13 protein-coding genes, 1 tRNA gene and 1 pseudogene are annotated in these 12,813 nt (G+C 61.7%); 5 read left to right on the top strand and 10 right to left on the bottom strand.

The window, feature by feature from the left end:
- Positions 1–37: 37 nt before the first annotated feature.
- Positions 38–1,429, top strand: coding sequence for a deoxyribodipyrimidine photo-lyase (locus AAFG16_RS21900; protein ID WP_342740949.1), 1,392 nt, complete (start codon positions 38–40; stop codon positions 1,427–1,429).
- 66 nt (positions 1,430–1,495) lie between these two features.
- Positions 1,496–1,792: a histone gene (locus AAFG16_RS21895; RefSeq protein ID WP_283086295.1), complete on the top strand. Its 297-nt coding sequence runs from the start codon at positions 1,496–1,498 to the stop codon at positions 1,790–1,792.
- A gap of 58 nt (positions 1,793–1,850) precedes the next feature.
- Here AAFG16_RS21895 and AAFG16_RS21890 read toward each other — a convergent pair whose 3' ends face one another.
- The 3 genes from AAFG16_RS21890 to AAFG16_RS21880 all read right to left on the bottom strand — a co-directional run bounded on the left by AAFG16_RS21890 (position 1,851) and on the right by AAFG16_RS21880 (position 4,194).
- Positions 1,851–2,594, bottom strand: a complete 744-nt coding sequence (locus AAFG16_RS21890) for a hypothetical protein (RefSeq protein WP_283086294.1) — start codon at positions 2,592–2,594, stop codon at positions 1,851–1,853.
- 188 nt (positions 2,595–2,782) lie between these two features.
- On the bottom strand, positions 2,783–3,655 hold the full coding sequence (locus AAFG16_RS21885) for a DMT family transporter (protein ID WP_342740491.1): 873 nt from the start codon (positions 3,653–3,655) through the stop codon (positions 2,783–2,785).
- Between the two features lie 92 nt (positions 3,656–3,747).
- Entirely contained in the window at positions 3,748–4,194 is a 447-nt protein-coding gene (locus tag AAFG16_RS21880; RefSeq protein ID WP_342740490.1) for a hypothetical protein, read from the bottom strand.
- Positions 4,195–4,486: 292 nt separating this feature from the next.
- Here AAFG16_RS21880 and AAFG16_RS21875 point away from each other — a divergent pair, with 292 nt between their 5' ends.
- Complete coding sequence (locus AAFG16_RS21875) at positions 4,487–4,750, top strand: hypothetical protein (protein WP_283086291.1); 264 nt, start codon at positions 4,487–4,489, stop codon at positions 4,748–4,750.
- Positions 4,751–4,771: 21 nt separating this feature from the next.
- Here the strand turns inward: AAFG16_RS21875 and AAFG16_RS21870 are convergent, their stop codons facing one another.
- Positions 4,772–5,233 carry a host attachment protein gene (locus AAFG16_RS21870; RefSeq protein ID WP_342740489.1) on the bottom strand — a complete coding sequence of 154 codons (462 nt, stop codon included), beginning with the start codon at positions 5,231–5,233 and terminating at the stop codon, positions 4,772–4,774.
- A 329-nt stretch (positions 5,234–5,562) separates the two neighbouring features.
- On the opposite strand from AAFG16_RS21870, the gene AAFG16_RS21865 reads away from it, so the two are divergent.
- Positions 5,563–5,841 (top strand): hypothetical protein, encoded by a 279-nt coding sequence (locus AAFG16_RS21865; protein WP_283086289.1) that lies wholly within the window; start codon positions 5,563–5,565, stop codon positions 5,839–5,841.
- A gap of 455 nt (positions 5,842–6,296) precedes the next feature.
- Complete coding sequence (locus AAFG16_RS21860) at positions 6,297–7,262, top strand: helix-turn-helix domain-containing protein (protein WP_342740488.1); 966 nt, start codon at positions 6,297–6,299, stop codon at positions 7,260–7,262.
- Between the two features lie 678 nt (positions 7,263–7,940).
- Here the strand turns inward: AAFG16_RS21860 and AAFG16_RS21855 are convergent.
- From AAFG16_RS21855 to AAFG16_RS21830, 6 genes and pseudogenes are all read right to left on the bottom strand, one after another.
- Positions 7,941–9,083: an HlyD family secretion protein gene (locus AAFG16_RS21855; RefSeq protein WP_342740487.1), complete on the bottom strand. Its 1,143-nt coding sequence runs from the start codon at positions 9,081–9,083 to the stop codon at positions 7,941–7,943.
- 183 nt (positions 9,084–9,266) lie between these two features.
- Positions 9,267–9,596: pseudogene (locus AAFG16_RS21850) on the bottom strand (DUF3302 domain-containing protein); the annotation flags it as partial.
- A gap of 304 nt (positions 9,597–9,900) precedes the next feature.
- The gene (locus AAFG16_RS21845) at positions 9,901–11,253 is read right to left on the bottom strand and encodes an IS1182 family transposase (protein WP_342735506.1); all 1,353 of its coding nucleotides are present in this window, start codon (positions 11,251–11,253) and stop codon (positions 9,901–9,903) included.
- A 239-nt stretch (positions 11,254–11,492) separates the two neighbouring features.
- On the bottom strand, positions 11,493–11,828 hold the full coding sequence (locus AAFG16_RS21840) for a hypothetical protein (RefSeq protein ID WP_342740486.1): 336 nt from the start codon (positions 11,826–11,828) through the stop codon (positions 11,493–11,495).
- A gap of 219 nt (positions 11,829–12,047) precedes the next feature.
- Positions 12,048–12,124 (bottom strand) — tRNA-Arg (locus AAFG16_RS21835).
- Positions 12,125–12,279: 155 nt separating this feature from the next.
- Complete coding sequence (locus tag AAFG16_RS21830; protein ID WP_283086286.1) at positions 12,280–12,768, bottom strand: hypothetical protein; 489 nt, start codon at positions 12,766–12,768, stop codon at positions 12,280–12,282.
- Between the last annotated feature and the right edge of the window lie 45 nt (positions 12,769–12,813).

Here is a 12,813-nt window from a genome sequence, read left to right as displayed (position 1 = left end):
GCCGCCTGTCATCGTCTGGTTCCGCGATGACCTCCGCCTGTCCGATCACCCCGCGCTCCAAGCTGCCGCCAAGACGGACGCGCCGGTGATCTGCCTCTATGTGCTGGACGATGCGGCCGGACGAGCGCCGGGCGGCGCGGCACGCTGGTGGCTGGCGCAGTCGCTGCGGGCGCTCGGCGCCGAGATCGCCGCGCGCGGCGGCTCGCTGATCCTGCGCAGGGGCCCGGCGGCCAAGGTGATCTCCGAAACGGCGCGCGAGAGCGGCGCCCGCGCCGTCTATTGGAATACGGTCGAGCAGGCGCCGCACCAGGCTGTTGAGAGCCAGCTCGAAGCGGCGCTGGCCAAGCTCGGCGTCGACTCGCAAAGCTTTCCCGGCGACCTGCTGGTCCGGCCTTCTGCGATCCGCAACAAGGAAGGCCGGGGCCTGCGCGTGTTCACGCCGTTCTGGCGGCGCGTGCTGTCACTCGGCGATCCGCCCAAGCCGCTCCCCGCACCGAAGCAGCTGGGCCCTGCGCCGACGATCGCCAGCGACCCATTGGAGAGCTGGAAGCTCGAGCCGGCCAAGCCGGACTGGGCGGGCGGCCTACGCGAAACATGGACGCCGGGCGAAGCCGCGGCCCGCATGAGGCTGCGCGACTTCCTCAAGCACATCGCCCGCTCCTATGTCGGCGACCGCGACCGTCCAGACCGCCAGGGCACTTCAGGCCTGTCGCCGCATCTCAGGTTCGGCGAGCTCAGCCCGCGCCAGGTCTGGCACGCCGCACGCTTTGCAGCGGCGGAGGATCCCGCGCTCGGGCCGGGTATCGAAAAATTCCTGAGCGAGCTCGGCTGGCGCGAGTTCTGCCGCCATCTGCTGCACGACCATCCGGGCCTCGCCACCGAAAACCTGCAAGCCAACTTCGACGGCTTCCCTTGGAAGGGCGATAAGAAAGCGCTCGCCGCCTGGCAGCGCGGGGCTACCGGCTACCCGATCGTCGATGCCGGCCTGCGCGAGCTCTGGCGCACTGGCGTGATGCACAACCGGGTCCGGATGGTGGTCGCGTCCTTCCTGGTCAAGCACCTCCTGATCGACTGGCGCGACGGCGAGAGCTGGTTCTGGGACACGCTGGTCGATGCGGATGCCGGCAGCAATCCCGCCAACTGGCAATGGATCGCCGGCTGCGGCGCCGATGCCGCGCCCTACTTCCGCGTGTTCAACCCAACACTCCAGGGCGAGAAGTTCGATCCTGATGGAACCTATGTCCGGCGCTGGGTGCCTGAGCTGAAAGACTTGCCGGCCAAGCTGATCCACCAGCCGTGGCAGGCAACGCCAATCGAACTCGCGAGCGCCGGCATCACGCTCGGCAAGACCTATCCGCGGCCGCTCATTGATCATGCGAAGGGACGCGAGCGCGCGCTCGCCGCCTACGCAAAGATCCGCAGAGGTTGAGCGTTGCTTTGACACAATCATGAAACCGGCTATCGTCATCGCTCCATACAAACCGTGGGGGACGATATGGACGACGAGAAGCCGATCACCGAACAGGCGATGGAGAGCATCACCGCCGCCGTGGAAACGACCAAGGATGCCGCAGTCACTGCCGTCAAGCAGGTCAGGAAGGCCGCCAAGAAGGTCGCAAAGAAAGTAGCGCCGAAGAAGAAGAAGGCGAAGAAGTCTTCGAAGAAGGCTGCAAAGAAATCGTCGAAGAAGGCGGCCAAGAAGACCGCCAAGAAGACCGCAAAGAAGGCGGTGAAGAAATCCGCGAAGAAGGTCGCAAAAAAGAAAAAGAAGGCCAAGAAGTCCAAGCGCTGATCGCAAGCCCGAGCACGTCTCCAGGTGCGGGCGCGCCCGGAGACGGCTCCTGCAAGACCTACCCTCGCCTTTTATCCGCCCGCCGGCCCGGGTGATGCTCTCCTTGCGGATCGCGGAATTCGCTGCGATGGCCGCGCCGGTCTTCGGCGTTGAAGCGCCGTCGCTTCGCGGGTGAGCCGAACGCCTTGATCACCTTCCTGCCGTTGACCTTCTTGATGACGTAGCCGCCCTCGGTCATCGAAAACGGCTCCTTTAGTGTGCCCTTGTGATCGAACTTGGTGCCGCGGGGATGCTTGAACGGCTCGAACCAGGACGGGTAGACGAAGTTCGACATCTCGAAGCCGCCGACGCGGAAGGAATCCTCCTCCACGGCGTCGCAGACCTCATAGGCATACTGGGTGTTCGGATTCTTGTCGGCCCAGAGATTGGCCATGGGGTCGAGCACCATCTCAAACAGCTCGTGCGAGGCAGCGACGCTGACCGGCTCGTCGCCGAGCGCCTTGACGAATATTTTCGAGATCGGCTGGCCGCGATGGGTCAGCTCGTGACGCCCGAGCATGTTCTTGTGCGAGGCATCGTCGAAATAGACCAGCTGCCAATCCGCCGGCTTCGGCGTCCGGGTGACATAGAGATCGACCGGATAGCCCCATACGGGGAGGAAGTGCTTGTCGTAGCATTTCTGCAGCGCCGCGGTGAGCCGGCTCATCATGCGGCCGCTGATCGACTCCTCCGCGTAATTGATGCAGGCAATCCGGACCGGCTTCAGGGATCGGCCGAGCAGCGCACGTCTCGCCTTCTTCATGGAAATCACCGTTGCGAAAGGGGAAGCTGAAATGTGCTCAACTTAACACGGACGCGGCCCGCACGTCAGGGATGTATTCCGCCGCACCTCATCATCCGCCTAGAGCATGATCCGGAAAAGTGCGCAGCGGTTTCCGAAAAGATCATGCTCAAACAATAACCTAAAGCGCGATGACGATTCATCGCGCTTTAGAATCGCCGGTTCACCACAAACACCGCGGCTGCGCACATCGCCATGCCGGCAATCGCCAGCGCATCGAGCTTTTCGCCGAACAATAGATAGGCCATCAGCGCGGTCACCGCCGGCACCAGATAGAACAGGCTCGCGACCGAGGTTGCCGCGGCGTGGCTTATCAGCCAGTACAGCAGCCCGATCGATCCGATCGAGAGCGCGACCGCGAGCCAGGCCAGCGCGAGCACGAACTCGCGCGTCCAGTGCACCACGCGGTCCTCGAACAGGAAGGCACCGATTGCGAAGAAGATGGTGACGGAGACGTATTGCACGAGATTGCCGGCGCGCCAGTCGATGTGGTTGCAGTAGCGGCGCTGGTACAGCGTACCGAGTGTGATGCTGATCAGCGAGACGACCGAGGCGAGCCAGCCGAGGCCGGCTTCGCCGGTCATCGGGCGGTTGTGCAGGATCATCACCACGCCGCCGAGACCCAGGACGAGGCCGCCCCATTGCACCGGCGTCACCTTCTCGCCGAGCCAGCGGTTGGCAATGGTCGAGGTCAGGATCGGCTGAAGGCCTGGAATGAGCGCGGAGAGCCCGGCCGGGATCGAATGCGCGATCGCGATCGCAGTGCCGCCGAGATAGAAGCCATGGACGAGGATGCCGGCGACTGCGCTATGCGCAATGCCGGCACGGTCCGGCCATTTCGGCCGCGCGATGCCTGCGATGATCGCCATCAGGCCGACCACGATCGCCATGCGGATGGCGAGATAGGTCAAGGGATCGGCGTTGTTGATGACGTATTTGGTGCCGATGAATCCGGTGCTCCAAAGCAGCACGAACAGGATCGGCGCGGCGCGGGCGGTCAGGGCTTCTTGATTATGGTCCATTGCCGCCCTCATGCCTCATGGGGGCCTATGCGGCAATGCGAATTTGTACCTGAGTGGGTGCTGCGCTGCGGCAGGCGGCTCAGCTCAGCCGCTCACCATTCTTCCGGACAGGGATCGATGATCTTCCAGAGCTCGACGCCGTTCTTGATTTTCTTCATGTCGGTGGTGAGCCCGCCATTGCGGCGGATCCAGTCCTTCACAGCGTCCGGATAGTAGGACATCAGGTCAGACGTCCCCTCCGCGCTGGTGACCTTGATGCCGAAGGTGAAGGCCTTGTCGTAATAGGCCTGGTGGAAACCGAGACTCGCCTTCGGCGTCACGCAGATCTTGTTCATCGGCACGATGCCGAGCACCAGGGTGCAGGCCGAGTTGCAGATGCCGTCGATGATGACGCGCTCGCCCTTGTCGCGGACGCGCTTGTACTTGACCTTGTACTCCTCGACATAGCCGCCGTGATCGCGGGTGATGTGCAGCTCAGCCCGCGCCGGCGTGGCGGCGGCGACGAAGAGCAGCAGCAAACTCAGAAGCGTGATGCGCATGGCGGCGTGACGGCGACAGCCTTCAGGAATGGATCGGCCTCAAAGGAGCCCCATAAGGCCGGCGACAGGATTTCTTAGCCGAATTCTCTTTGGTCATACTTGTGTGGGGAATTCGTTAAGCATTCCGAAAAGGCCAAAAATGGGCAGCCCTGGAGGCCGTTTCCGGCAATTCTGTCACACCCTCCCGGAAATCTGCGGGATTGGCCCCGTTTTCGGGCCTCCGGACGGGTGCCCCGGCGGCCCGAAATGGCTATAGATGAGCGACCTATTCGCGGGGTTCCGGAGAATCGAGATGAGCAAGTTGACGCTTGTAGCCGCAGTTGCTGCCCTGTCGGCCGCAATCCTGGTCCCTGGTCTTGCAGAGGCGCGGGGACATCACCGGTACCACCGCTATTACGCCAACCCGCTGCCCTACTCGATCAGCTATCTGCACAATTATGGCCCCGGCATCACCCCCGGCACCTTCGCCTTTTACGACGGCCCGTCGACCAACCACTGCTACCGGAGCGCCGCCGCCTATGTCGGCCAGGACCGCCGCCGGCACCCCTGCTTCTGAGGGGCGCCAGCGCGGGCATCCCTATCGGCCGACGCCCGACCGCAGCAATTGCTTCTCGATCTCGTAGACCGGCAGCTTGACCAGGTCCTTGCCGACCTCGCCTTGCAGCGCCTTGCGCAGGGCGTCCGAATAGTCGGCGCGGATCATGCCGAGCGCGCGTGGTGAAGCCACCATGGTCAGGGCCGAGGTCTCGCCCGAACTAACGGCGGCATCGAGCCGGCCGGCGAGGCTTCGCAGGAAGGCGCGCTCAGCCTCATCGTGCCAGTCGGTCTGCTCGACCGAGCTGCGTGCCCCGCCGGCCGCGCCGTGGAGTCGCCCCGGGGCATCGCTCCCTTGCGCGCTGGTCGCAGGATTGGGCTGCTCATGCACCTCCCTGGTGTGGAGGTTCGGAAACATCCCGTCGCCGAGGTTTTCCAGAATGAGCGCCTTGCGCCCGTCGCACACGACCAGCCAGTCACCCTTGTCCAATCTCATCTTGTCCATACCACAGCTCCAAAGCACAGCTCTAAGCATCTTGCGGGCCCCTCCTTCGCGTTTCTCGAAAGACTGGGCCACAGCGACAAGACTAGGGATGAAGCCGCACAGATGAATTGCGCAAGATCAAGCATCACCGCGTCGTTCTGCGGGCCAACAGCAGCGCAGATGCTGCATTGGTCATGCGTGCGAACCTGGGATAGTCTGGCGAGACTAAAGAAGGTCGGGCCTGGGGCGGACTGGCTGAAGATCTATTCATCAGCATTACATTTCGGTTCCGCCACAATTTGATCAGAACGACTTCGATATCTTGCATCGCGTAAGCAGAGGAAGACATCATGAATCTCAAGATTGGCCTCGTCGCCGCGTCCCTGTTCGGTGCTCTCGCGGCATCGCCGGCGGCGTCCGCCATGCCCATTGCGCCCGCGCCTGCGACACCGCAGGTTTCCGACGTCGAGCAGGTCCGCATGGTCTGCAACGCCTGGGGACAGTGCTGGTGGCGCCCGAACTATTATGGATATTACGGACCGCGGCCATATTACGGCCCACGGTATTATGGGCCCCGCTATTACGGCCCGCGCTACTATGGTTATTACGGCGGCTATCGCCGCTGGTGACATTCGAAGGGGCCCTCGAGGCCCCTTCGCTTTTGCGGAATCGAAAACTGCCTATGCGCACCGGCGCGATCGCCTGGAGCGCTTACAAAACTGATCTAGATCAAAGTGGAAATCCGCCAGGCCGTCATTCTGTCACGATGGCCGATTTGATCGTTTTTCGATGCCCGCAGACGGGCATGAACGTGCAGACGCATCTGGAGAGGCAGCAGAGACAGGAGGGACGCAGCTTTGCGTCCTTCGCCTGTCCCGCCTGCACGCGGCTGCATTTCATCGACCTTGCCTCGGGCCAGCCAATGAGCCGAGAACGTTGACGGTGACATTGGCCTGACCACCCTTGGCATGATGTCCGCAATACTACGGCCCGGAATCCGGTTTACTGAAGCCGGATGTTTCGCCATTGATGGCAATGTACAGACGTTCATTTCATTGTCACATTGCAGCGGCCGGCCAGACCTATGTTGTTCGACGCCCTCGCCCCGTCCTCCGCGCTTCAACTGATCGGCTTTGCCGACGTCGATGCGTTTCGGCCGATCGAGTCGATGGAGGACGCGAGAAGCATTCCGCTCGACGTCTCGAACTTCGCCGCGGCCCGCGCCGTCGTTTCGCTGCCGGCATGCCGCATCATCGTAATGAAGTCGTTCGCGCGCATCCTCGACGCTGCCTATCGGATGCCGGGCGGGATGGTGATCCTGTCCATGACCGACGACCTTCAGGCCAATGCCAACGGAATGGATCTCGACGCGCGCTTCTTCGTTGTGCTCCGCGGCAACGAAGAGTGCCATTTCGTCGAACCCCAGACCAATCATTATGCGATGATCATCTTCTCACCCGGCCTGAAAGACCGGGGCTGGTTCGACCATGCCGACGATCTGCGGGCCTATGTCGCGAACAGGCCCGCGCTGCTGCACACGCGCCAACTGCTGCTCGACATTCTGCGAACCGCATCGGTGCAGCCGTTCCTGTTCGAAACCACCGAGGCCGCCGCCCATCTCCAGGAAGGCCTGCTGCTCGCGCTCGATGACTTGTTCCGGATCGAGCCGCCCTCGCATCGGAGCGCCTCAGTTCAGGCCGACCGGTCGGCCAAGCTGGTGCAACGGATCGACGACTACGTCGCAGCCTATCCGACCGCCCCGATCTACACGGCCGATCTCGCCGGTGAGTTCGGCGTTTCGATCCGCACGCTCGGCGGCGCGGTCAGCCAGGTGCGTGGCATGAGCCTGCACCAGTACATCCGCCTCAAAAGGCTGTGGGCCACCCGCGCCCGGCTCCTCAAAGGCGGCGGCGCCACCGTCGCCACATGCGCGCGCGCCCAGGGTTTCCATCATCTCGGCGAGTTCGCCGCGGCCTATCGCGCGACGTTCCACGAAGCGCCCTCCGACACGCTGGCGCGGGGCCGGCAGACCAGGTTTTCGGCAGACTGACTGGCCTTGCGGCCGCCCGCAGCCAGTTGTCCAGACTGCGCCAATTGGTAAGTGGCCCGTTGGCAAAACCCCGGTCGGCAAATACCCGGTCGGCAAAGCTCCGGCCCCGGTAGTAACCAAGGGCTAATCTGAAGATTGGAGCGCCTTCGGCTCTTTGAGGCCGAGACGTCGCGTCCTCGAGATCCAACAGTGAGGGTCTGAACCCTAGCAGGTAACTCCCGTTGCGCAGCGGCGCACTGCCCGTCGATCCGCTCTCCGCGCAACGCCAGCGACGCTCGTTGCAGTTGCCGGTCTTCCTACTCGGGCGTAGGCATTGTTCGACGATACGGACAAGCCCTTCTCTTGCGACCACTGAACTGAAATCGGCGCGGCGCACAATATCGTGGCTCCCACCAAAATTGCTCCGAGCACGCTCATCTTTTTCATGAGATTGTCCTCGCCAATAGTTGATAGTTGCGGGTTCTACATGCGAGACTTCCAGATCTTCGTACTTGATCCAAATCAAGCGATTCAAATTAGGCGAGACCGAATGTGGCGCCTCTCACGCCCTGCGCTCGCCTCGAAAGGATTTATCGAGCATCCGCGCGACCCAATCCTGACGCGATTGGCGCCACCAAAAAAATTCGGTGTAGAGGCCCTTGCCGCCGCCGAGCCCAGAAGGTGCGCGTCATCGATCTTCTAGAGGCTCTCAGGGAAGACGTAGTTCTGCCAGCTTCGCATGCGCAGAAGGATTTTTCGCAGCAGCGACAGCTCGTGAAAATGCTCGGTGTAGATGGCGGCTTCGCCTCCCGAACCAAGCGGCACCTGGTAACCCGAGATGTCATCGACGAGGTCCAGCTTGACCAGAGCCCGGCCTTCGGGCAGCGCCTCGACATTCCGTAGCGCGCCCGTGGTTTGAAGCTGGCCAGCAGCAATCGCATCAATCACGAGGTTGACCTTGGCCTTGAAGAGCCGACCCGGTATGGCTTTGAACAGAACTTCGGCGTTGTCGCCGACACGAACGCGCTGCAGCGCGTTCTGCTGGAACGCCGCTACCAAAGCCCGATCGCTTTGGGTGTCGTTGACGAAAATCATCGCTGGACGGAAGGGCGCCGGAACCACGTACACCCCCGGCCGCAGAGCCAGCTCGGTGACAAAACCGCTTGTAGGGGCTCGAACAACGGTCTGGTCCAGATCGTATTGAGCATCGGCAAGCTCATTGCGTAAGCGAACGATGGCCGAGTGTTCACCATCAACTGTCGCGCCATACGCTTGCCGGGCACGATCTTCTGCAGCGACGGCCTCGGCAACCGTCTGTTTTGACGCATCGAGATTACGCGTTGCGGTGTCAAGCGTTGCCTGCGCCACGACGTTTTTCTGGAACAGCGTCGATTGTCGGTCGTAGCTGTCCTGCGCGAGCTGCAGTTGGGCCTTCGCTTTTTCGACCGTTGCCGATGCCTGATCGACGGATGCCTTGAGCTGGGCAACATTGGCCTCGGCGTCCGCCAGCCCGGCACGCTTTTGCCCGACGATATATTCGTAAGGCTTGGGATCGATCTTGAAGAGAACTTCTCCAGCGTCGAGGTGCTGGTTGGTACGATACTCGACCGGTACTTCAATCACCCGACCTCGAACGGAAGGCAATATCGGCGTAACCGTGAAATAAATGCGCGCGTTGGTGGAAAATGGATGGTTGTAGGCCATCGTTATGAACAGCAGCGCAAGCCCGAAGACGCCACCGAGTGCGGCTGTCGCGAGCGTCCATTGATTGACCGGAATTCTGAAAAGCTTGAAGATAGCGACGCAGAGTGCCACGTAGGTCAATGTGAGCAGGAGTTCCATTAGTGACCTCCACTCCGAGCTTTGAGAGCGCATCTGCTATCGGCGGCCGCCGCGGCTCTCCACAGCGGCCGCGTCCGTCGCAGGAACGCTTTCTTCGGCAGCCAAGACCAACGATCCCGGCTGCTCGATTGCAGGCTGAGGCTGTCCTTTGCCCGATTGAACTGCGGGGTCCCTGTGCTCGAGCCTGGCCTCGACCTCCGCCATTCGACGCCTGAGTTTCTCCAGTTCAGCCACCGCTTCCGTTGGCGAGGCCGGCTCGCCCGGCTTGTGACCGAAGCCCCAGCCTCGATCCGGCCGATACATCATCGCCCAAATCCAGAGGAACGGCCATAGCAGGTGCAGCATGAACAGGCTGATCCAACCGGCGGCGTGGATGGCGTCCTGGTGCGGATGATGACGCGCGTGCGCGATCCGCGCTGGAATGTCGTGGATCGCGATGATGCCGTACACCAGCACGATCACCACGAAAAACAGCAAGCCCAGTGCGAAGTAATTCAGGAATGGATCTTCCATGCCCGTTCACAATCAGGTTGGGCTGCGTATCTGAGCTGCGAGTAGCTTCCCTTTGCAGCGTGATGACTGGGGAAATCGATAGCGTAGCAATCCGGCCGGAGCAGCCTTTGACATAGATCAACCTATAGAGAGCTGGAACTCGGCGAAAAGATTTGCCGCATATCGCCTATGGGTCATTTTCGTTTGGGGCGATCCAGCAGCGAGCCCAGTTACGTCCGCTGTGCCACCGATTTCGTTGAAAAAGTCTGCAGTAGTCCGATGTATTGGCGCCAGCTCCGAAGCGGCTTAGCGGTTGGTCCCCCCGCTAAGCGGGCCTGGGGATTTGCATCGGGATCAGCTTGGCCATCTTGCGAAGGTTCTGAGCGGTGGCTGCGAGGGTGAACTCGTCACGCGCGCCGTTCGGGCCTCTTAGTCGCAGGCGATCGAGCTTGAGAATGCGCTTGAGGTGCGCGAACAGCATCTCGATCTTCTTGCGGAGCCGACGCGAAGTGCGGCCCTCCAATGATCTTGCGATCTGGCGCGCCATGTCGCGAGCGCCCTCGTAGATCGAGCGCGGCACCCTCCGTGAAGGCTGCTTAGGGCAACACCGGGACTTCAATGCGCAGCGATCACAATCATACTTGCTGGCGAGGTAAAGCATGGTGGCGCCATCATTCACCAGCGTTCCGGTCGTGGTAAGAACTTTACCGCTGGGACAACGGTAGAGGTCCCCGGCATGGTCATAGGTGAAGTCATCGCGCGAGAAGATCCCGTCTGTGCGGGCGGACTTGTCGAAGACTGTAACGTGCGGCTCGATGCCGTGCTCATAGACCAGCCAGGCAAGCATCTCGGCCGAGCCGTAGCCGCTGTCACCGAGGAGCCGGTTCGGATAGAGATCGAACCGTTCGAGCGAGCGCTCAATCATGCGTTTGGCGGCCAACACCTCCGCCTGCCGGATTGCCGTCGTCGCCTCGACATCGACGATGATCGCGTTCTCGACGTCGATCAGGTAGTTCGTTGAGTAGGCGAAGAAGGCTTGGCCACCGTGCGCCCCGGTCCAGCGCGCCGCTGGATCGGAGGGTGACACGAACTTCGGCGTGACCTCAGTCGCCGCTCCGAAAGCGGCATCATCGAGGACAGCCAGATACTCATCGATCGCTCGGCCGGCAGCCTCCGGTGGAAGCCCCTTGTCGCCTTCGATCCCCTTCTGCCGATTGGCATCGGCCTTGATCAGGCTCGCGTCAACGGCAAATCCTTCTCCGCCGACCAGTCGCTCCTCGATGCAGCGGCCCAACACGCTCTCGAATACGCGACGGAAGAGGTCGCTCTGCCGGAAGCGGCCATGCCTGTTCTTAGAGAATGTCGAGTGATCCGGCACCGCGCCATCCAGACCGAGCCGACAGAACCACCGATAGGCCAAATTGAGGTGAACCTCATCGCATAAGCGCCGCTCCGATCGAATGCCGAAGCAGTAACCGATCAGCAGCATCCGGATCATCAGCTCGGGATCGATCGAAGGTCGACCGATACTGCTGTAGAAAGGTGCCAGGTCCTGCCTGACCTGTTCAAGGTCGACAAATCTATCGATCGACCGGAGCAAGTGGTCGGCGGGAATATGCCTATCGAGCGAAAACTCATAGAACAACGCAGCCTGTTCGACTTGCCGATGCCCCATCATGATCTTCAGTCCTGCCAATTAGACAGACTGAATCACTGATCCCTCTGCGTCGCAACAGCGGCCTTTTTCAACACAATCCCACCGAAAGCGGAATTAGACTCAGAGAAGCGCCGCAGCGACCGATCATTGATGTCGCTGGAGAAGGTCCTGCCCCACTTGTTGTGATCGCTTCGTCCGGTGGCGGCGGGGTGGCGTCTAGTAGTCTTGGCGATGGCGTCCACTGTCAGAGGGTGACTTCCTCAGCGATGAACCTGCGCCTTCTCGTTCTTGCCTGGCACCGTGTCAACGATCACGTCCACCGCCTCGCCATCGACGTGGAAAACGTGCGCTATTTCTTCAGCGGTCACCTTGTTGCGGGACATCCAAGTGCGGACCTTGGGGTTGAACTCGGAATTGTCGTCACCATCGTCGTCATCATCACCGGCACCGCCCTTGCCGCTTCCTCTTTGGTCAGCAACAGCAGCGTCATCGCCGAGCATGGTCAGCGCAGCTTTGACCGCCTTGTTGCGTTCAGCGGGATCGATGGGCTCGAGCAGACCGGCGAGGGAATCCAAGCGTGCAATGGCCGCCGCCATCAACCCGGGAGCGGCCTAATGCATCACGGCGTTACCCGATGCGGGCAGTCTTCGCCCGGAACGCAACGTTCGGTTTGTCATCCCGGAAGAAAACCACATCCAGCCGATGGCTGGCTCGGATACGCGTTATCGGAATGAGCCAGAAAATAGGATTCGGAATGAGGAGAGAGAACAGAATAAGAAATCTGCGTAATAGTATGATCTGATTGGAGAATTTCGTGGCGCGCTCGGAAGGATTCGAACCTCCGACCCTCGGAATCGAAATCCGATGCTCTATCCAGCTGAGCTACGAGCGCCCTGGCCCGGGGGGTTTGGGCCGTTAACCGCGAAACGCCGGACCGAGGCTGGCGAGCCAGCGCACCGGGTGCGTTCGGACGGGTTCGAATTAGCAGAGAGGCTGGCCAATAAAAAGCCCTTCCCGCCTCCGCGGAGGCGGGTAACAGCGGGCTTGTCACCAGGTCGTGTTGAAGAGGCCGAAATGCGGCTGCTGTGCCACCATCATCGGCCGGCCATACTGCGGCCCACCATATTGTGGCCCACCATAATACTGCGGAGCCGGATGCGCTCTGGCGACCTTTCGCTTGGGCTGAGCCGGCTTCTTGGCGGCGTCGGGCTTCGAACCAGGGGTAAACTGGGCAAAGGTCTCGCGCACCCGTGCCTTGGCCGACATCTCCGCCAAGGCCGCTGCCGACGCGGCGTCCGGCGGCTGAGGCGCCGCCACGGCCGTCTTCACCACCGGCGCCGCAATCGTCGGCTGGGTGGTGTCGAGCACGACACGCTCAGGCAGGTGGCGATCGGACCTGATCCGGATCAGGGGTTGATCATTGCTTGCGGTGGCAACTGCCTGCGCCACTGGCGCCGCCGGCGCCATGTAGCTCACCGCCAACAACAGTGCGAGCAAAGCTCCACCGACATAAACGAAATACCGAAAGATGGGCATTGGCCGCACTCCGCCCCCCGCAATCCCCGCGTGGGCACTCCGCCT

The sequence above is a fragment of the Bradyrhizobium sp. B117 genome (assembly GCF_038969555.1).
GTDB lineage: Bacteria > Pseudomonadota > Alphaproteobacteria > Rhizobiales > Xanthobacteraceae > Bradyrhizobium.
Note: the sequence above shows the minus strand (reverse complement) of the source record. Positions and strands in the feature narration are given on the sequence as shown.